Origin of the sequence: Mesorhizobium sp. B2-7-2 (assembly GCF_006440775.1) — a bacterium.
Taxonomy (GTDB): Bacteria; Pseudomonadota; Alphaproteobacteria; order Rhizobiales; family Rhizobiaceae; genus Mesorhizobium.
This window is the reverse complement of sequence record NZ_VFTZ01000001.1, coordinates 234,346-253,546: the sequence shown is the minus strand read 5'-3', so window position 1 is coordinate 253,546 and position 19,201 is coordinate 234,346. Positions and strand designations below refer to the sequence as shown.

Below are 19,201 nucleotides of genomic sequence, written 5' to 3'. Positions count from 1 at the left end.
GACATCTCTTCACAGGCTGATCAGGACGCTCTTGGTCCTGCGGTTGGCGAGATAGGCTTCGCGGCCAAGGTCCTTGCCGATGCCGGAGCGCTTGTAGCCGCCAGTGGGCAGGATGTGGTCGCGCGAGCGGCTGTAGCGGTTGACCCAGACGGTGCCCGCCTCGAGCCTGCGCGCGAAACGGGTCGTGCGCGACAGGTCGGCGGTGAACAGGCCGGAGGCCAGCCCGTAGGTCGGATGGCTGGATAGCGCCAGCGCCTCCTCCTCGCTGTCGAAGGTCTGGACGGTCAGGACCGGGCCGAAGATCTCCTCGACGATCGCCGGATTGTCCTGACTGACATTGGCAATCAGCGTCGGCTCGTAAAAATAGCCGGGAGCTTCCATGGCCCCGCCACCGATCAGGCATTCGCCGCCTGCGGCGACAGCGGCCCGCACGATGCCGTCAACGCGCGCCCGCTGCCGTTCCGAGATGATTGGCGAATACTGCGTCGCCTCGTCCCAGGTTGCGCCGGGCCGCACTGCCTTCATCCGCTCCAGGATGGCGGCCGTTAACTGGTCGATCACGCTCTTCTCGACGATCAGACGCGTGCCGGCCACGCAGGCCTGGCCTGCATTGAAGGTGACGCTGCCGGCGATTGCCGTCGCCGCCTTGTCGAGATCGGCATCGGCAAAGACGAGCTGCGGGCTCTTGCCGCCGAGCTCCAGCGTCATCGGCTTGACGCCGGTGCGGGCGACGTTCTCCATGATGGCTGAACCGGCGCGGGTCGAACCGGTGAAGCTGACCTTGGCGATCTCGGGATGACCGGTAAGCGCCGTGCCGGTCGTCGGGCCGTCGCCGAGCACCACGTTGATCAGCCCCGCCGGCAGGCCGGCTCTGACCGCAAGCTCTGCCATGTAGATAGCCGAGAAGGGCGTCATTTCCGACGGCTTCAGCACGACTGCATTGCCCGCGGCCAGCGCCGGCCCGAGTTTCCATCCGGCCATCGAGATCGGAAAATTCCACGGCGTGATCGCACCGACCACGCCATAGGGCTCGCTCATGATCATGCCGAGACTGGCGTCGTCGGTCGGCACCAGCTCGCTGCCTTCCTTGTCGGCGAACTCGGCAAAGAAGCGGATCTGCTCGGCGGTGACGGCGATGTCGCCGGCGACGAGCTGGCCCACGGGCCGGGTCGAGCTCAGGGCCTCGATCCGGGCGAGCGTTTGGCCCTCCGCCTCCATCAGATCGGCCCAGGCGTGGAGCGCCTTGGTGCGCTCGCGCGGCCGGACGCCGCCCCAGTTGCTGGCTTTCAGCGCCGCTTTGGCGCTTTCCACCGCCCGATCGACCAAATCCAGACCGGCCACGGGGCAGGCGGCGTAGGATTTGCCATCGGACGGACGGCGCATCTCCATCACGCCCTCGGCCGAAACCAGCTCCCCATCGATGAAGTGGCCGACGGCAAGGGCGATTGTATCGGGATTGAAGCTCAGGCTCATGGGCAAACCATTTGGCAGCATCGGCCTGAGCTTAGCCCGTGCCGGCACGCAGCATGCGCTGTTCGGTGATCCGCCGCCGACGAATGTTGCGTGCTTGGAACAAGAGACGGCAAAATCTTCCGCGGAGGTCGCTGCCTGCGCGGACGCTCCCTAGCCCACCGTGACGTAGATCTTGCGCACGGTCTCGATGGTCCTCCAAACACCGGTGAAGCCCGGCTTCATCACGAAGCTATCGCCGGCCCGATAGGTCACCGTATCGCCGGCGTCGGGCGTGATCTCGACCACGCCGGCGAGGATGTGGCAGAACTCGAAGGTGTCGCCCTTGATCGAGCGCGTCTCGCCCGGTGTCGCCTCCCACACGCCGGTGTGGACAAGGTCGTCCTTGGCGACATCCTGGGCCCAGGTCTTGAAGGCTGGGTCGCCGGCAATCAGGCGGTCGGGCAGCGCCTTGGATTCGCGCGGCGGGAAAACCGGGTTGGTATCGACGGTCTTGAGCAGAGACAAGGTATGATCCTTCCAGTTGACGTTTCAATAGCCGCGCGAGCGGTCGACGAGCCCGATCGGATCGAGACCGGCGCGATGGCGCCTTATGTTGTCGATCACGGCGCGCGCGGCGGTCGCGGGCTGGGTGACGCTGGCGACATGCGGGGTCAGGATGATCTTCGGATGCGACCAGAACGGATGGCCAGCGGGAAGCGGCTCGGGATCCGTTACGTCGATCATCGCCGACGACAGATGACCGCTGTCCAGCGTGGCGACAAGCCCTTCATGGTCGAGCTGCGGTCCGCGCCCGGTGTGGACGAGAGCCGCGCCCGCGGGCAACTTCGCGAAGAGATCGGCATTGAGGAAACCTCGCGTCTCGTCGGTCAGCGGCAGGAGGCAGACCAGTATATCGCTGGCCGCCAGCATCTGCTTAAGCCCGAGGTCGCCATGATAACAGGTCACGTCCTGGATCAGCCGCTGCGAGCGACTCCAGCCGGCAAGTGGAAAGCCAAAGGGCTTCAGCCGGTCGAGGACGGCTTGGCCGAGCTGTCCGAGACCGAGCACACCGATCCGACGCGAGCCTGCTTGAAGCTGAGGGACGTCGCGCCATTCTCCGGCTCGCTGCTGCGCCAGATAGATTGGCAGGTTGCGGTGAAGCGCAAGCACGGCGAGTGCCGCATACTCTTGCATCATGCGCACGATGCCTTCTTCGATCATGCGAACGATCTTGACCTTCGCCGGGACCGCATCGAAGCGGAACTGATCAACGCCGGCGCCGAGGGAAAACAGGATTTCGAGGTTGCGGTAACGGCCGAGGTCCTGAGGAACGGTCCAGGTGATCAGATAGCGAACCGCGTCGGGATCGACCGACGCCGGGTCCATCGCGAAGGGCAGTTCGGGTAATTCGCTCGCGAATGCCTCGGCAAATACCGCGCCGCGCCGCGCATCGGAGTTGAACAGGAAGGTCATTCCGGCTGCTCCTTCACGCCGCGCATCGTGCACCCAGCGCCTCGATCATCTGCTGGCAGGCAGCGAGCTCGCTCTCGAGGATATATTCATCCGGCTTGTGGGCGCGGCCGATATCACCCGGGCCGCAGATGATCGCGTCTAGCCCCGCGGCCTGGTAGAGCCCGGCCTCTGTGCCGTAGCTGACGGCGGCGAGCGGCGTCTGGCCGGTCAGCTCTTGCAACAGCGCCGCCAGCGGCGCGTCCTGCGGAAGCGACAGCGCCGGATAGGCGCTTACCGGCGTCCACTCGACGCGAAAACCGTCGATCGCCCGAGTCTCAGCGCTGGCCCTGACCGGCGTGAGCAGGCTGGTCGGGTCGACGCCGGGAATAGCGCGCGCCTCCAGGTCCAGCGTGCAGGTGTCGGGGATGATGTTGACCGACTGTCCGCCGGCGATCACGCCGGCCTGCAACGAAGAATAGGGCGGCTCAAAGGCCGCATCGAACGGGCCGTGCATCAGCCCTCCGGCTTCGCTCACGGCTGTGCTCAGGACATCGGCCATCGCATGGATGGCATTGAGGCCTAGATCGGGGCGAGAGGAATGGCCTGAGCGCCCCCTTATGGTCACGCGGGCGGCCGCCTTGCCCTTGTGGCCGCGCACGGCGCGCATGCCGCTCGGCTCCCCGACGATGACGCCGAGCGGCTTGGCGCAAAACTCGCAAAGGCAGGCGATCAGGTGCGGCACGCCGCGACATCCGATCTCCTCATCATAGGAGAAAGCGATATGGATCGGCGTGGCGAGGCGCAGTTTCGCGAGCGCTGGGACCGCCGCGAGCACCGCCGCAAGAAACCCTTTCATGTCAGTGGTGCCGCGTCCGTAGAGCCGCTCGGTCTCGCGGCGCAAGGCGAAAGGGTTGGAACTCCATTGCGGCTCGCAAGCGGGGACGACATCCATGTGGCCGGAAAGAATATAGCCCGGTACATCGGCGGGACCGATCGTGGCGAATAGATTTGAGCGGTCGCCCTCAGGCCCGGGAATCAGCCTGACCTTTGCTCCGTATTCTCTAAGATAGGTCTCGATCCAACTGGCGATGTCATTGTTTGGCTTGCCGGCGACGGAGGGAAAGGCGACGAGACGGTCGAGGATGTCGCAGACGTCCATTCCTGCCCTCAAATCAGTTCGGTTCGCCGGACTCGGCGCCGGTCATAACTGCAGAATTGCCGCAGACGATGGGCGCTTTCCTTCGCGATTGCGTGCCGAAAGCGGAAATGTTTCAGTCGAATCTTGCGTTGGCGCGCGGCATTCGAGCAAATCGTATTGGTCTGGTCGTTTAAACGTGGACAGGGCAGGGGTGTATGTCACCCGTTACGCAATCTTTCAGAGGCAAGGAATTGAAGCCGTCCGAAAGCTTGAAAATCGATGCCTTCTCGGTGCGGATCGCCGAGATCGAAGGTGTTGAACTGGACCGATTGCATGCGCTCTCGCTGTCTGTAGGCTGGCCGCATCGTGCGGAAGACTGGCACTTCCTGCGCGAAGTGGGGCAAGGCTTGGTGGCTCTCGATGAGATCGGCCGGGTTCTCGGCTCCGCGATGTGGTTCGGGCATGGCGATAGCTTCGCGACCGTCGGCATGGTCATCACCTCGCCACGGCTTCAGACGCTTGGGGCCGCGCAGTGGCTGATGAAGCGGGTTTTCGATAACCTTCCCGGGCACGACCTTCGCCTCAATGCAACCCGCGCCGCCCGGCGACTCTATCTCTCGCTCGACTTCCAGCCTGAGAAGACCGTCTATCAATGCCAGGGCATCGCCCGCGTCCCAACGGCAGGCAGCCCCACGGAGGCGGGCAGCGACGTCCGGACTTTGGACGCAGGCGATATTCCGGCAGCGGTCGCCCTCGACGCGGCGGGGTTTGGAGTGAGGCGGACAGCGCTTATCGAAAGGCTCTTCGCACACTCGAACGGATATGGTCTTTTCAAGAATGACAAGCTGAGCGCATTCGCGCTCTGCCGGCCATTCGGGCGAGGCCATGTCATAGGACCGGTCGTGGCCGAAAGCGATGCTGATGCGGTTGCGATTGTCCGGCCGCATGTAACCGATCATTCTGGGTCTTTCCTCAGGGTTGACACTCACATGCACAATGGCGAGTTCGCTGCCTTCCTGTCGCACGCCGGAATGCCGGTTTTCGACACGGTGCTGACCATGTCGCTGGGCAAACGCCTCGCCGATTTTTACGAAGGCCGCTCGGCTGGGCCGAAGACCTATGCTCTGGCAAGCCAAACCCTGGGGTAGTTGGTGCTCGTCGATACATCCCATCTTTGAAACCGAGAGGCGTCGCGTCATTTCCGGGGTTTCGCCGAAGTTCGTGAACGATCTGATGAAGCTGCGCGCCGAGAGGGGTTCGCTTGACCCGCTCCGGCAATCACTGGCGGCGGCAAGCTGGCCGCTCACGCCGACTTCGTGCGCCAGTGGACGGCCAATAACGGCAATCTGATGCTCGACGAGCTGTGCGGTGCGATCGCGTAAGTCAGGCCTGTTGTCGGGTCGCCGGCCCGGCGAAGCTGCAACTAGACTAGGCGGGCGCGCTGCAGAGCAAGGCCTCCCGAACAGCCTCGAAGAAGCGACGGACCTCAGCGCGCGCATCGTTGGCGTCCTGGCCGCGTTCGGTCGCGACCGAAAGCAGATGCGTAGCAGTTTCCCGCCAGAGCGTAGCCGCCTCGTCACTCGGAAGGCGAGCAATTGCGTTCGCCACGATTCGAATGGCGGGAAGTTCTCGACTAATTGGGAAGGCATGCACCGACATGGACCGGATGACCCGCAAACGTTCCATGCCGAACCTATCGATCGAAAGGAAACAGAAGCTTAAGAAGCGGGGCTTAAGCCCTTCGCCAAGACCTTGTCGCCAGATGATGAAAGATCTCCCGTAGGGCCATTCTCGAGTTCGCGGGAAGTTGCGCGGCTCCTGGGATTTGGCCCGGAACAATCACGCGCCTGAAAGCAGGGCGCTTAGAGCTTCGAACTGAAGCCGCACTGCATCACCATCGCCTCGATTGCCGCCATGCTAGCTATCGGGCTTGCCCGTCCGGCAGTTTATGGCCATGTGGCGCGCCCTTTCCCAATTTGTGTAATGCCACGGCGAAGTAATTGATACTGGGAACAAATTAGCAGTTCGAAAGTTCGCGACAACGCGGGAGAAGGACTAACCGCTCCCGAGCCGGTTGGTCGAAGGCCTGCTTTCGTTCCAGGATTCCCGCATATGAAGATTGACCAGATCGCCCCCCTGACTGAGTCCGTGCCACCCAAGCTCTATGGCGGGACCGAGCGCATCGTTTCATATTTAACGGAAGAGCTGGTTCGAAGGGGCCATGACGTGACGCTGTTCGCCAGCGGCGATTCACGTACTTCGGCCGAACTGGTGGCATGTTGCGACGTTGCGCTTCGCTTCAATCCCAAAGCAAGGAATCCGATTCCTTACCACGTGATGATGCTTGAACAGGTCCGCAGACGGGCGGACGAATTCGACGTGCTGCTCCTCGCGTTCCTCGGCCGCATCTCACCCGAAAAGGGGCCGGAAGCCGCGATGGAAATCGATACGCGGGCGATCGGGGATGCGCCGATCGCCTATCCCGTCGCCTGTCTGCCGCAGGCATGGTCGGCCGGTTCCGCGTTTATGATGCTGCAGGCCTGCCTGGGGATCCGCATCGATGGTTGGAAGCGCGAGATCAATGTCGAACGCCCACGGTTGCCGATAGGCATCGACAACATCGTCATCCGGCACTTAACCGTGGGCGAGGCGAAGGTCGACCTCAATTTCCAGCGCGTCGGCGACCGGATCGTCTGCTATCTCGGCGAACGGCACGAGGGCCTGGTGCCGCTGGTCGTTCGCTCGTAGCAACCGGGATAGCAGGGCCTGCTATAGATGCTCACCGGCATTCAGGTGCTGCTGGTGAGGTCTCTCGGACTCCTCTTGAACCGAAAAGAGCTCCTTCCAATCTTTTCTCTTGGTCTCCAGCGGGGCGTGCAGGTGTTCGAATATCACCGGTGCATCTGCGGAAACGACCAAAGGGGTCAGTTGTTGAAGGAGGTCACTATGGACGGTGATGCTTTCAAGCAGCCGGTTTTCGTAGGGGAGAATGGCTACATCCAAAAGATCGACTGCGTGATGGATGCCATTGAGTTTTTGGAAGAATGGCCTGTGGAGAGACGTGGCCTGCTTCACGCGGCGGCCTGCGAAGCGTGCTACTCGGCTTATGACGGTCGCAAACCAGTCGAGGCCGCGCGCAAGGCCTTTACGACTTGGGCCCGCAAGGTTGGCGTGATCGAGGACGTGCCCACAGCGCCGTCGTGGATGACTGGGCCAAAGATCAGCAACGCCAACCTCTTGTGAGGCGTGCGAAAGGGCTCCTCGTCAGGCGCGGCTTGCGATGAATACGTGCCGGAGCGAAACGCCGCGTCAGACGCGTATATGGGACCTCGGCCGCCCCTCTTCCTATCCCATAGAACCGGGGTTGACTGATGGAGGCCGCGCCGCTGCAAACGCTGTCTGTTCGGCCGGACGACTTCGCCGCTCTCATGGAAGTTCGATCTCGCCGTCCACCTCGTGGGTGAGGCCAGTGCCTTCCGCCGTCAGAGTCATGCGGACCTTCAACTTCTTGCCGCCGATTTGCCCTTCGCGCACCGTCTCCTCGATCTTGCGCTGGGAGGTGACGCCGACTTCCTTCAGGAACTTGCGGATCGACATGTTGAAGGCATCTTCGCTCACGGCGGAACTCCTCTCTTGTCCGATAGGGATTTTAAGGGAAGGCAAAGCATCAAGGAAGCAGGACCGTGCCGTGTCCCCATAGGACTGGATTCCGAGCCCGAAGGAGCGTCGGGCTCGGCGATTGGAAGGTATGGAACCGTGATTGGCCTCTGCTGTCGCTAGTTGCGAAGGCAGAACGGTTTCTAGAACCAACAATGGGGCTCGGCAACGTTGGGGTCTGTCCAATGGGCGAGAGCCGATGACCAGGTTCTGTTTTCCACATCGATAACCATGCCTTCACTCCTGATCCCGATCGGGTGGATCTCCCGGATTTGGGTGCGGCCACTGCAAGCGGTGCGTCCTGCTGGCGAGACGATAAACGACAAAAAGCAGTCGTTCTGGCAGGATCTAAGCCAAATACGCCAGCCTCAACCACTCACCCCTTGCAGCGAAGTCGGAAGTGTCAGTCCCCGCTAGCATGCTATGGACACCTGGCGGCCTGCCGGCGCCCTCAGCATCCAGAAATTGGCTTATTGACGCACGATTCCGCGGCATTTCTCGCGTGATTTCATTTGGTATCAATCACATCGAGCCCAGTGTTGCAGAACCGGACTGGTCGTCTCATATGGCGCCCTTCGCCGGGGGCTGTCGGTCCCGCATCCCGCCTTACGGCGGCGCTATGCTGATGCTCCTTCGGCCGCCCTGTTGAACCGGTCTCAGGGCCACGAACCTGCTCCGGCACCGAACTGACCTGTTTGCGCTTACGGACATTTCGGTGCCTCCACTTTGTACGCCCTTTTCACATTGGTCGGGCGAGCAGTGGGCTCTCCCGATGGAGAGGCCGAGAAGGGCGGAGTTTTGAGCGACGGATTGATGAGGGAAAGAGAGGAGCAAAGGCCCGGTGCGTGCAGACGTCGCGGAAGCAGAGTGTCACCGAGAGCGGCGGCGGCGCACCGTGCCGCTTGCGCGCCAAGGCCGGCAAGGGAAGCTGCGCCGCGGCGCAACACGCCACAATCACTGCCTTGCATGCCGCGCCCTTGCCCGCCTTGCTCTTCGCGGCCTCCTGTTCCTGCCCAATTGCTTGGGCGAGAACCGAATAGAAGGGAGGCGCTGCACAGGTGCGCGGGCGAAATGGAAAAAGCAGAAATTGAAGGGCTGAAGGACAAGGTACCCTGCGCTGCGGTGCTGGAGCGCGCGGGATTCGCCCTCGACATCAAGCAGAGCACGCGCAAGGCGATGAAATATCGCCGTGAGGCGTCGATCATCATCGTCATCCATGACGGCAAGGGCTGGTTCGACCCGCTTGGCGACGACAAAGGCGATGTCTTTCGCCTGGTCGAACATCTTGAGAAGGTGCCGTTCGTCGAAGCCATGAACGACGTCGCCAGCCTCGTCGGGTTCGTGCCGTCCGAGCCTGTCTGGCAGCGGGTGTCCCGCCAGCGGGAGCCTGTCCTGTCGATACCGGAGCGCTGGCACGCACGGCGCAGGCCATGGCGCGGATCGGCGACTTGGCGCTATCTCACCGAGGGCCGGCATCTTCCCGATCGCATCGTCCGTGCCGCAATCAGCGCCGGCGTTCTGCGCGAAGGCCCGCACGGCTCGATGTGGGCTGCCCATGTCCACACCAACGGCACCGTTGCCGGTTGGGAAGAACGCGGACCGGACTGGCGCGGCTTTGCCACCGGCGGCGCCAAGGTGCTGTTCCACCTCGGAAGTCCCGATGCGTTGCGCCTTTGCGTGACCGAAGCCGCGATCGACGCCATGAGCCTTGCCGCGCTTGAGGGTTTCAGCGCCGACACGCTCTATCTCAGCACCGGTGGCGGCTGGTCGCCGGCAACCGATGCGGCGCTCCGCGCGCTTGCCGCCAAGCCGGGTATTGAGCTCGTCGCGGCTACCGACAACAACAAGCAGGGCGAGGTCTATGCCGACCGCCTGCTCGGACTGGGGGAGGAAGCTGAGTGCGGCAGTGATCGCCTTCGACCTATAGCGGATGATTGGAACGCCGATCTGAGAATGAAAGCGGAAGCAGGAGAGGAGGAAGGAGGAAGCTGCCGCATGCCCGCCGGTCGCCTCAAGGGTGAAGCTTCGCCCGGCTCGCGCCGGCCCTTGACCCGCCCGGGCGGAGAGGCGGCCGCGGGGGGAGGGTCCGGAAGAGCCGAAGAAGATGGTGATCCACAGGGGATGAACCGCACTCCGGCTCCGCACAAGGCCAGGAGCCTCCCATGACCCAATCCTTCATCCGCAAGATCTACTTCGGCGTCGCCGATCGCCGGCAGATGCCGATGACGGCATCGAGTTCATCGAGGCCGAGCGTCTGCTTCCGCTGTTCGACCGCAACCTGCGGACTACTCACCTCAACGTCGAACTCACCGAGACCGAAATCGCGCTCTCGCTGATCACCCGCTGACTTCCCAAGCCGCGACATCGATCGCCTGGCCGACCCGCCCGGCCGGGGGTTTGCGCGCGCCTTCAAGACGAGGATTTCTCCAGATGTCCAACGACGATCCATTCACGCTCGATCTGTTCAACACCACCACGCTCTCGTCCAGTCTCGGCTTCGGCATCACCGCCTTCGGCAACGACTTCGGCGCCGACAACGAAGAGACTACGACGCCCGCCGTGCCGGAGTCGCAGCCGGCCTTCCAAACCGTCCACTCGCTGTGCCGCGCGGCCGAGGCCGGCCTGGATGGCAACAACTTCTTCCTCGAGACCGATCGCGGTCTTGCCCGGAGCTGGAAGCAGCGAGCCCGCGATAATCTCGATGCGATACGGCTCGCCGCCGAAATCGAGAGCGCCGATCGGCCGGCGACGCGCGAGGAACAGGCGCGGCTGATCCGCTTCACTGGCTTTGGTGCGTCCGAGCTCGCCAATGCGCTGTTTCGCCGTCCCGGAGACGATGATTTCCGCGCCGGCTGGCACGCAATGGGCGCCGAGCTCGAGGAGATGGTGTCGAGCACCGACTACGCTTCGCTCGCGCGCAGCACGCAGTATGCGCACTTCACGCCAGAGTTCATCGTCCGCGCAATGTGGGCAGGCCTGGTGCGTCTGGGCTGGCGTGGGGGCAGGGTGCTCGAGCCCGGTATCGGCACGGGATTGTTTGTGGCCCTGACGCCGGCAGAGCTGCGCGACGAAGTGCACGTCACTGGCGTCGAGCTCGATCCGGTGACCGCGCGAATTGCCAGGCTGCTTCAGCCCCGGGCACGCATACTCAATACCGACTTCGCCCGCACCCACTTGCGGGCTGACTTCGATCTCGCCATCGGCAACCCACCCTTCTCGGATCGTATCGTCCACTCGGATCGCGTCTATCGGTCGATGGGGCTGCGCCTGCACGATTACTTCATCGCCCGCTCGATCGATCTGTTGAAGCCCGGTGGTCTCGCGGCGTTCGTCACCAGCTCGGGCACCATGGACAAGACGGATCGTTCGGTGCGCGAGCACATCGGCAAGACCGCCGATCTGGTCGCCGCCATCCGCCTTCCCGAGGGCAGTTTCCGGGCCGACGCCGGCACCGATGTGGCGGTGGACCTTCTCTTCTTCCGCAAGCGTGGGCACGGCGAGGCCGAAGGCGATCTGTCGTGGCTCGATACGGACGAGGTCCGTCCTGCCGACGGCGGCGATGGCGCGATCCGCATCAACCGCTGGCTTGCCCGGCAACCGGATTCCGTGCTCGGCACGCACGCGACCACGTCGGGACGGTTTGGCGAGACGTATACCTGCCTCCCGTGTCAGGGCGTCGACCTTGCAGAGGCGCTGTCGGATGCCATCTCGCTTCTTCCGGAAGCCATCTATGACGGCGAGCCCGAGAGGATCGATCTCGAAGGCGGGCACACCGAGCACCTCGGTGAAGACCTCCCCGCAGGTCCCTCGATCCGCGAGGGTAGCTTCTTCGTCGCCTCGAACACCGCGCTGATGCAGATGGTCGACGGCGCGCCAGTGACCCTCACCGTTCGCAAGGGCCGGTCGAGCGATGGGATGCTCGACAAGCACGCCCGCATCATCCGCAAGCTGATCCCGATCCGCGACGCGGTGCGCGAGGTCCTCAAAGCGCAGGAGCTGGATCGGCCGTGGAAGGCGGCGCAGGTCAAGCTGCGCATCGCCTGGTCAAACTTCGTCCGTGCCTTCGGTCCGATCAACACCACCGTCGTGTCGACCAGCGAGGACCCGGAGACCGGCGAGGTGCGCGAGACGTATCGCCGCCCGAACCTCGCGCCGTTCCTCGATGATCCTGATTGCTGGCTCATGGCCTCGATCGAGGACTACGACCTCGAGACGGACATGGCGCGGCCTGGTCCGATCTTCACCGAGCGGGTGATCGCACCGCCCGCGGCCCCGATCATCAATTCGCCAGCAGACGCTCTCGCGGTCGTGCTGAACGAGCGCGGCCTAGTCGATATCGATCAGATCGCCGAGCTGTCGCATGTCGATCCCGACCTGGTCATCGCCGATCTGGGCGACGCCATCTACCGCGATCCGGAGAGCGGCGCCTGGCGGACCGCCGACGACTATCTCTCCGGCCAGGTCCGCGGCAAGCTCAAGGCCGCTGAAGCCGCCGCGGCTCTCGATCCCGCCTTCGAGCGCAACGTCCGCGCCCTCCTAGCTGTCCAGCCCGCCGATCTCGGCCCATCCGACATCACCGCGCGTCTCGGCGCACCCTGGATTCCGGCCGCCGATGTGGTCGCCTTCGTCAAGGAGACGATGGGCGCCGAGATCCGCATTCACCACATGCCCGAGCTCGGTTCTTGGACGGTCGATGCCCGCCAGCTCGGTTACATGGCGTCCGGCACGTCCGAGTGGGGCACCGAGCGCCGGCATGCCGGCGAGCTCGTCACCGACGCGCTCAACAGCCGCATGCCGCAGATCTTTGACACCATCAAGGATGGCGACAGCGAGCGGCGCGTGCTCAATGTCGTCGACACCGAGGCGGCCAAGGAGAAACTCACCAAGATCAAAACGGCCTTCCAAAACTGGATCTGGTCCGATCCCGACCGCACCGACCGGCTGGCGCGGGTCTATAATGACCGGTTCAACAACATCGCCCCGCGAAGGTTCAACGGGGACCATCTGCAACTTGCAGGCGCCTCAGGCGCGGTTTCTCTTTATGGACACCAGAAGCGCGGCATCTGGCGCATCATCTCGGCCGGTTCGACATATCTCGCGCACGCCGTAGGCGCCGGCAAGACCATGACCATGGCGGCCGCCGTCATGGAGCAGAAACGGCTCGGTCTCATCGCCAAGGCCATGATGGTCGTCCCAGGACATTGCCTGGCGCAGGCCGCGCGCGAGTTCCTGGCGCTCTATCCGATGGCCCGCATCCTCGTCGCCGACGAGACCAATTTCACCAAGGACAAGCGGCGCCGCTTCCTCAGCCGCGCGGCCATGGCGAATTGGGACGCCATCATCATCACTCATTCGGCCTTCCGCTTCATCGGCGTTGCGTCCTCGTTCGAACAGCAGATGATTCAGGACGAGCTCGCGCTCTATGAGTTCCTGCTCACCAAGGTCGAAAGCGGCGATCGCGTGTCGCGCAAGCGCCTCGAGCGGCTGAAGGAAGGCCTCAAGGAACGTCTGGAGGCCCTCGTAACCCGCAAGGACGACCTGCTCACCATCTCCGAGATCGGCATCGACCAGATCATCGTGGACGAGGCGCAGGAGTTCAGGAAGCTCAGCTTCGCGACCAACATGTCGAGCTTGAAGGGGATCGATCCGAACGGCTCGCAGCGCGCCTGGGACCTCTATGTGAAATCCCGCTTCATCGAGACCAGGAACCCGGGCAGGGCGCTCGTCCTCGCCTCCGGTACACCGATCACCAATACGTTGGGCGAGATGTTCTCGGTGCAGCGCTACCTCGGCTACGCGGCTTTGTCCGAGCGTGGCCTGCACGAGTTCGATGCCTGGGCTTCGACCTTCGGCGACGTCACGACCGAACTCGAGCTGCAGCCCAACGGCAAATACAAACCGGTCACCCGCTTCGCCACCTTCGTCAATGTCCCTGAGCTGATCGCCATGTTCCGCACCTTTGCGGATGTGGTCACGCCCGAGGATCTGCGCGACTACGTCAAGGTGCCGGCGCTCTCGACCGGCACGCGTCAGATCAGGACCTGCAAACCATCTGACGCGTTCAAGCGCTACCAGGCTCTCCTCGACGCCCGGATCAAGGCGATCGAAGGGCGCGAAGCGCCACCCGAGCCCGGCGACGATATCCTGCTCTCGGTCATCACGGATGGCCGCCATGCCGCGATCGACCTCCGCCTCGTCGATCCGGACAATGACAATGAGCCGGGCAATAAGCTCAACGACCTCATCGCCAACGCTTACCGTATCTGGCGCGACACCGCAGACGCAGCCTACGTCCGGCCGGACGGCACGCCGTTCGAACTGACTGGGGCCGCGCAGATGATCTTTTCCGATCTCGGCACGCTCAATGTTGAGCGGACGCGGGGCTTCTCGGCCTATCGTTGGATCCGCGACGAGCTGGTGCGCATGGGCGTGCCGGCGGCCGAAATCGCCTTCATGCAGGACTTCAAGAAGTCGGAGGCCAAGCAGCGGCTGTTCGGCGACGTCCGCGCGGGCAAGGTCCGCTTTCTCATCGGCTCGTCCGACACCATGGGCACCGGCGTCAATGCCCAGCTCCGGCTCAAGGCGCTGCATCATCTCGACGTGCCATGGCTCCCCTCGCAAATCGAGCAGCGCGAGGGACGCATCTTGCGGCAGGGCAACCAGCACCACATCGTCGACATCTTCGCCTATGCCACCGAAGGCTCGATGGACGCCCAGATGTGGCAGAACAACGAGCGCAAGGCTCGCTTCATCGCCGCTGCACTCTCGGGCGACACCTCGGTGCGCCGCCTCGACGACCTCGGCGAAGGGCAGGTCAACCAGTTCGCCATGGCCAAGGCGATTGCCTCGGGCGACCCGCGCCTGATGCAGAAGGCCGGGCTCGAGGCCGACATCGCCCGGCTCGAACGCCTGAGGGCGGCGCATCAGGATGATCAGTTCGCCATCCGCCGGCAGATCCGCGATGCCGAGCGCGACATCGAACACTCGACACGTCGCATTGGCGAGATCGGCCAGGACCTCGCGCGGCTGGTTCCGACGACGGGCGAGGCGTTCCGCATGAGCGTGGGCAACGCGACATATGTGGAGCGCAAGCTCGCCGGCCGCGCGCTGATGACCGAGATCCTGACCTTGATCCAGCTCCAGCATGCCGGTACCCGCACCATCGCCGCGATCGGTGGGTTCGAACTCCAATATTGCGGCGAGCGCTTTGGCCAGGACAGCTATGGCTACATCACCACGTTGCTGCGCGCCGGCGCGACGACGGAAGTCGAGTTACCTGTGACCACCACGCCGTTTCGCGCGATTGCAAAGCTCGAACATGTGCTTGGCAATCTCGAGGAAGAGCAGGAGCGCGCACGCCACCGGCTCGCGGAGGCCGAGCGGCGGCTCGCGTGCTATCGCTCACGCGCGGGCAGTACCTTCGCCTTCTCGGACGAACTGGCCGACAAGCGCCGCCAGCTCTCCGAAATCGAAAGATCGCTGTCGCAGGAGATCGATGGTGTACGCCCCGCTGAGGTGCAGGCGGCGTAACCCGCTCCCACGTTCTGAGCGGCCCTCGCCGGCTCGGTGGAGGGGCCTTCCCGAACGAAGTAGGGAAGCGAAAAAGCAAGGAGGACTGCTCGCAGATCGGGTGGTCCGCCGACGCTGACGCTCAATCGCGCCCGTCGCCATCCCGGCCCGTCATCCTGCGCAGGGCTGAAGAAGCCCCGCTTGGCCAGCCGGGCAGGGATGCTCCAGCGCAATTGCCCCGTCCCGCCCGCTCCGCGGGCCGGGGGATGTCTTCGGAAAGAAGACGAGAAAGGACCGGCGACGGGGCCTGTCCATAACCCACCAAGGAGCATTCCAATGGAACTGAAGTTTGTCGATCCGCGCTCGCTCAAGGACAATCCTGACAAGGCGCGGCGCTCCAAGTCCAGCCCTCAGGCCGACGCCTTGCTGCTGGCAACGATCAAGGCCATCGGTGTTGTCGAGCCGCTGATCGTCTTCGCTGAGGCCGATGGCGGCAATGGCTTCGTCATCGATCAGGGTCATCGCCGGGCGAAGCAGGCGATCGCTGCAGGTCTCGAAGAGATCGCCGTTCTGGTCGTGCCTCGAGCCGAGGACGGCGGCGCGATGCGCTCGCTGGCCACCTCGATCACGCACGAGCAGCTTAACCCGGTCGATCTGTGGCGTGCGATCGAGCGTCTCGTTGCGCTGAACTGGACCGAAGAGGCAATTGCGATCGCCCTCGCGCAGTCGGTGCGCCAGATCAAGAAGCTGCGCCTGCTCGCCAATGTGCTGCCGGCGATGCTCGACGCCATGGCCAAGGGCGATATGCCGAACGAGCAGCAGCTCCGCACTATCGCGGCCGCTTCGCTTGAGGAGCAGAAGGAGGTCTGGAAGGCCAAAAAGCCGAACAAGGGCGATCCGCAGGTATCGTGGTGGAGCATCGCCAACGGTCTCACCAAGCGCCGGATGTACGCGCGCGACGCAAGCTTTGGCGACGAGCTGCGCGAGGCCTATGGCATCGCCTGGGTGGAGGATCTGTTCGCACCGGCCGACCAGGACAGCCGGTACACCACCGACGTCGAGGCCTTCCTCGGCGCCCAGCAGGAATGGATGACTCAGAATCTGCCCAAGAAAGGCGTCATCACCGAACCGAACACCTATGGAGAGGTGAAGCTGCCGCCAAAGGCGGAACGCGTTTATGGCACGCCGAAGAAGTCGGATCACGCCGCGATGTATCTCGACCGCGAGGGAAAGGTGAAGACCGTTCACTTCCGTCTGCCCGAGGCCAAGAAGAAGGCCAACGCGACGGAAGCCGCCGAGGCGGTCGTCATGCCGAAATCGCGTCCCGATGTGACCCGTAGGGGCATCGAGATGATCGGCGACCTGCGCACCGATGCTCTCCATGAGGCGCTGTCACGGGCGCCGATCGAGGACGACACGCTGTTGGCGTTGCTCGTTCTCGCCTTCGCTGGCCAGAACGTGCGCGTTGATTCCGGTGCCGGCGGCGATCATTGGTTCGGTCGCCGCATGCCTCGGCACGCCGCCACCCTCTTCGATGCCGAGGGCAAGTTCGCTTTCGACGCCGAGACTTTGCGCATCGCGGCCCGGGGCGTCCTCATCGATGCGCTCTCCTGCCGCGAGGGCATGAGCAAGTCGGGCGTGGTGGCGCTCGTCGCAGGGGGCGCGATCGGGGCAGACAGCTTCCTCGCCAATATGGGCACCGAGGACTTCCTGTCCTGTCTGTCGCGTCCGGCGATCGAGGGCTTGTGCGACGACACGCCGGTTCTGCCGCGGGCGCGCGTAAAGGACACGCGGGCCGCGCTCGTCGAGTACTTCAAGGAGGGGCACTTCGTCCACCCGGCTGCGCTGTTCGCTGCCGATGCGGCAAGCCTGACCGAGTGGCTGTCCAAGAGCACCGTCCCCGAGGCCGAGGACGACGTTGGGCCTGAGGTCGACGGTCTGAGTGGAGAGGACCAACGTTCCGAGAAGGGCGAGCTCGAGGAAGGCTACCGCGAGGCCGCCGAATAGACCTCGCCTCCTTTGATCGCTCTGCCGCCGCCAGGTTCGCTTGGCGGCTGCAGGTGTACGGCCGCGGCAGCGAGCGCTGGCGATACAATAGAACTCCGGCGTAGGCCCAGGGCCATGATGGTGTGACCCGTGTGGTGCGTGCCGAGACACCTTCGGTCGATGAATAGGCAGGTGGCCATGATCACCCGTCCTTCGGTTTCAATGTCGAAGTCGAGGCCCGTGCCGGTCCTCACTCGGGCTTTGTGCGGTCCTGAACCTGCGGCCGTCCGCTTCAAGGCCGCGTTCCGCGCCGCGAGGCGGCCGGATCGGTCCGGTCTCGGCATGGCAGGCCCGCGCCCCGCGCGAGGGCTGAAGAAAAGCCCTGCTTGGCCGCAACCCTTCCATGCTCGTCTCGGTCCGCCCGGACCCTGAAGCGCCCGTCATTCCGCCGGTTCTTTTTGGTCCGCGCCCGAGGGAGGGCCGGCACGGAGCCGGTCCTGGCCTCGAGAACCAGAAGAAAGGACATGCCAATGACCAGGAAAGCCGCCAATCCCCGCGCAACCGCCCGCGTCGCTCCGTTGCGCAAGGGCACTACCTTCCAAATGGTCCGACTCGTGTGCCCCGACGCCGCACAGTGCTCGCTCGTCTCGGAGAGTTTTGGCCTCCCGGTGCTCGACAGCGACGGCATTCGCGACTTGCACGAAAAGCTCCTCGTGGTCACGGCCGCGGCGCTCGACGAGGGACTTGGGGAACGCGCCATGCAGATACACCTACAACGCGTCGTCGGTGCCTTTGTCGGGTCCGCCTACGGGGCCGGCCAGTTCTACAGCCGGTCGGTATCCGAAGCTCGGGACGCGACGGCCAAGTCGGCCTGCGACGATCGGAACGAAGACGTCGCAGGTCCGGTCGGCTTCGACAGCGCTGCCCAGCGCAAGCGTGAGTTCGCCGCCGATATGGCACTACAGGCCCATGCGCTGCGCATGGCCGCCGAGGGGGCTATTGCGGCCTACGAGCAGGTTGTAGGCGAGGTCTGGAAGCCCTTCGAGCGTCCAGTCGAAAACCCCGGCCAATCCGTCGACCGCAAGGCGGCCGAATTGCAGATGGCGGCTCTCGGATGAACGTCGAGGGCGGGGCTCCGGTCCCGCCCTCCTTCCATGAGCACGTCCGGCTCATCCGGCCGTCGCATCAACTGCGAAGGGCCTAGCCGATTTTCATGGGCCGAACAGGCCGCTTTCGATAATCGCCAAGTGAACGTCGCGAGTGCCGCTCCTGGTGCACGAGGAGAGACGACCTGCTGCCATCCGGTGCGCTCGGGCATTACGGCTGCATCGTCTCCCAATTTTCCGCCCCCTGGCGACCAACTCGACAACGACAATCTCTCGCTCCAGCGGTTTCATGTGCGCGACTTTGCCCCGGGTTCGCATGTCGCTTCCGGCGCGCGACGCTGAGGGGAGGGCCGCCGATGCCTGCTCCTTTCGCCAGCCTCGGCCCGATCGGCACGCTGGGCTCTTTCACGGCCCAATCCCCGCTCTCTCGTGATGGCTTTCCTGGTGCGGCTGCGGATCTTCCCCGATCAACCCGCAAGGGGTCCGCTAGCACGCTGCGGCCGCTCGGCTGACGCCTTCGGGTGATCGCGCCCGCCTCCGCACACTGACGGAGCCATCGAGCGGGAATTGGCCCGCTCCAAGATGGAGCCTCAGATGTCCCACGATCTCATACTCGCCCAAAAGGCCGCCTGGTCCCTCGCCCGCACTCTCATGGTCCCCGTTATCCTCTTCCAGGTCGACAACGAATTTGGCGTCATGCCCGCCTCTGAGCTCGACAACGCCGATGTCGAAATCCTCTTCGAATACGATCCCTATAGCGGGGGCCGGTCGGTTCATTGAACCGGCCTTCTCTCGACTGCATTCAGGCGGCGCCCAGCGCCGCCTTCCTACTTTCTGACGGCCGCTCGCGCACCCCGTCGTTCCCGAGGTCCTGGCGGAGCCAGGCAGTCAGCGCAACGGC

At 64.1% G+C, this 19,201-nt stretch carries 14 protein-coding genes and 2 pseudogenes; 10 read left to right on the top strand and 6 right to left on the bottom strand.

Going from position 1 to position 19,201, the window contains the following annotated elements; genetic code table 11:
- Window positions 1-9 precede the first annotated feature (9 nt).
- From FJ425_RS01310 to argE, 4 genes are all read right to left on the bottom strand, one after another.
- On the bottom strand, window positions 10-1,473 hold the full coding sequence (locus tag FJ425_RS01310; RefSeq protein ID WP_140721156.1) for an aldehyde dehydrogenase family protein: 1,464 nt from the start codon (window positions 1,471-1,473) through the stop codon (window positions 10-12).
- Between the two features lie 150 nt (window positions 1,474-1,623).
- Window positions 1,624-1,977 (bottom strand): cupin domain-containing protein, encoded by a 354-nt coding sequence (locus FJ425_RS01305; protein ID WP_140721153.1) that lies wholly within the window; start codon window positions 1,975-1,977, stop codon window positions 1,624-1,626.
- A 24-nt stretch (window positions 1,978-2,001) separates the two neighbouring features.
- On the bottom strand, window positions 2,002-2,925 hold the full coding sequence (locus tag FJ425_RS01300; RefSeq protein WP_140541145.1) for a glyoxylate/hydroxypyruvate reductase A: 924 nt from the start codon (window positions 2,923-2,925) through the stop codon (window positions 2,002-2,004).
- 13 nt (window positions 2,926-2,938) lie between these two features.
- Window positions 2,939-4,063: an acetylornithine deacetylase gene (gene argE / locus FJ425_RS01295; protein WP_140541144.1), complete on the bottom strand. Its 1,125-nt coding sequence runs from the start codon at window positions 4,061-4,063 to the stop codon at window positions 2,939-2,941.
- 194 nt (window positions 4,064-4,257) lie between these two features.
- Here argE and FJ425_RS01290 point away from each other — a divergent pair, with 194 nt between their 5' ends.
- Window positions 4,258-5,190 carry a GNAT family N-acetyltransferase gene (locus FJ425_RS01290; protein ID WP_140541143.1) on the top strand — a complete coding sequence of 311 codons (933 nt, stop codon included), beginning with the start codon at window positions 4,258-4,260 and terminating at the stop codon, window positions 5,188-5,190.
- A 280-nt stretch (window positions 5,191-5,470) separates the two neighbouring features.
- On the opposite strand, the gene FJ425_RS31875 is transcribed toward FJ425_RS01290, so the two are convergent.
- Window positions 5,471-5,701 carry a DUF6074 family protein gene (locus FJ425_RS31875; RefSeq protein ID WP_140721617.1) on the bottom strand — a complete coding sequence of 77 codons (231 nt, stop codon included), beginning with the start codon at window positions 5,699-5,701 and terminating at the stop codon, window positions 5,471-5,473.
- Between the two features lie 453 nt (window positions 5,702-6,154).
- Here FJ425_RS31875 and FJ425_RS31455 point away from each other — a divergent pair.
- The 3 genes and pseudogenes from FJ425_RS31455 to FJ425_RS31870 all read left to right on the top strand — a co-directional run.
- A pseudogene (locus FJ425_RS31455) lies at window positions 6,155-6,427 on the top strand (glycosyltransferase); the annotation flags it as partial.
- A gap of 63 nt (window positions 6,428-6,490) precedes the next feature.
- Window positions 6,491-6,790 (top strand): annotated as a pseudogene (locus FJ425_RS31450) (amylo-alpha-1,6-glucosidase); the annotation flags it as partial.
- Window positions 6,791-6,817: 27 nt separating this feature from the next.
- Window positions 6,818-7,285: a DUF982 domain-containing protein gene (locus FJ425_RS31870; RefSeq protein ID WP_246677845.1), complete on the top strand. Its 468-nt coding sequence runs from the start codon at window positions 6,818-6,820 to the stop codon at window positions 7,283-7,285.
- Window positions 7,286-7,468: 183 nt separating this feature from the next.
- On the opposite strand, the gene FJ425_RS01270 is transcribed toward FJ425_RS31870, so the two are convergent.
- Complete coding sequence (locus FJ425_RS01270; RefSeq protein ID WP_140721148.1) at window positions 7,469-7,660, bottom strand: DUF6494 family protein; 192 nt, start codon at window positions 7,658-7,660, stop codon at window positions 7,469-7,471.
- 1,110 nt (window positions 7,661-8,770) lie between these two features.
- On the opposite strand from FJ425_RS01270, the gene FJ425_RS01265 reads away from it, so the two are divergent.
- The 6 genes from FJ425_RS01265 to FJ425_RS01240 all read left to right on the top strand — a co-directional run bounded on the left by FJ425_RS01265 (window position 8,771) and on the right by FJ425_RS01240 (window position 19,080).
- Entirely contained in the window at window positions 8,771-9,865 is a 1,095-nt protein-coding gene (locus FJ425_RS01265) for a DUF3991 and toprim domain-containing protein (protein ID WP_140721146.1), read from the top strand.
- 4 nt (window positions 9,866-9,869) lie between these two features.
- Complete coding sequence (locus FJ425_RS01260; RefSeq protein ID WP_140721614.1) at window positions 9,870-10,046, top strand: DUF3085 domain-containing protein; 177 nt, start codon at window positions 9,870-9,872, stop codon at window positions 10,044-10,046.
- A gap of 83 nt (window positions 10,047-10,129) precedes the next feature.
- The gene (locus FJ425_RS01255; protein WP_140721143.1) at window positions 10,130-15,229 is read left to right on the top strand and encodes an N-6 DNA methylase; all 5,100 of its coding nucleotides are present in this window, start codon (window positions 10,130-10,132) and stop codon (window positions 15,227-15,229) included.
- A gap of 315 nt (window positions 15,230-15,544) precedes the next feature.
- Complete coding sequence (locus FJ425_RS01250) at window positions 15,545-17,215, top strand: ParB N-terminal domain-containing protein (protein WP_140721140.1); 1,671 nt, start codon at window positions 15,545-15,547, stop codon at window positions 17,213-17,215.
- A 509-nt stretch (window positions 17,216-17,724) separates the two neighbouring features.
- Window positions 17,725-18,312, top strand: coding sequence for a hypothetical protein (locus FJ425_RS01245; protein WP_140721137.1), 588 nt, complete (start codon window positions 17,725-17,727; stop codon window positions 18,310-18,312).
- Window positions 18,313-18,894: 582 nt separating this feature from the next.
- Window positions 18,895-19,080: a hypothetical protein gene (locus tag FJ425_RS01240; RefSeq protein WP_095769172.1), complete on the top strand. Its 186-nt coding sequence runs from the start codon at window positions 18,895-18,897 to the stop codon at window positions 19,078-19,080.
- Window positions 19,081-19,201: the final 121 nt, after the last annotated feature.

What these genes read in the sequence shown, in the direction of transcription:
- FJ425_RS01255 (WP_140721143.1), top strand. Translation starts at nt 10,130, where the DNA reads ATGTCCAACGACGATCCATTCACGCTCGATCTGTTCAACACCACCACG.
- FJ425_RS01310 (WP_140721156.1), bottom strand. Translation starts at nt 1,473, where the DNA reads ATGAGCCTGAGCTTCAATCCCGATACAATCGCCCTTGCCGTCGGCCAC.
- FJ425_RS01240 (WP_095769172.1), top strand. Translation starts at nt 18,895, where the DNA reads ATGTCCCACGATCTCATACTCGCCCAAAAGGCCGCCTGGTCCCTCGCC.
- FJ425_RS01250 (WP_140721140.1), top strand. Translation starts at nt 15,545, where the DNA reads ATGGAACTGAAGTTTGTCGATCCGCGCTCGCTCAAGGACAATCCTGAC.
- FJ425_RS01300 (WP_140541145.1), bottom strand. Translation starts at nt 2,925, where the DNA reads ATGACCTTCCTGTTCAACTCCGATGCGCGGCGCGGCGCGGTATTTGCC.
- argE (WP_140541144.1), bottom strand. Translation starts at nt 4,063, where the DNA reads ATGGACGTCTGCGACATCCTCGACCGTCTCGTCGCCTTTCCCTCCGTC.
- FJ425_RS01265 (WP_140721146.1), top strand. Translation starts at nt 8,771, where the DNA reads ATGGAAAAAGCAGAAATTGAAGGGCTGAAGGACAAGGTACCCTGCGCT.
- FJ425_RS31870 (WP_246677845.1), top strand. Translation starts at nt 6,818, where the DNA reads ATGCTCACCGGCATTCAGGTGCTGCTGGTGAGGTCTCTCGGACTCCTC.
- FJ425_RS01290 (WP_140541143.1), top strand. Translation starts at nt 4,258, where the DNA reads ATGTCACCCGTTACGCAATCTTTCAGAGGCAAGGAATTGAAGCCGTCC.
- FJ425_RS01245 (WP_140721137.1), top strand. Translation starts at nt 17,725, where the DNA reads ATGACCAGGAAAGCCGCCAATCCCCGCGCAACCGCCCGCGTCGCTCCG.
- FJ425_RS31875 (WP_140721617.1), bottom strand. Translation starts at nt 5,701, where the DNA reads ATGTCGGTGCATGCCTTCCCAATTAGTCGAGAACTTCCCGCCATTCGA.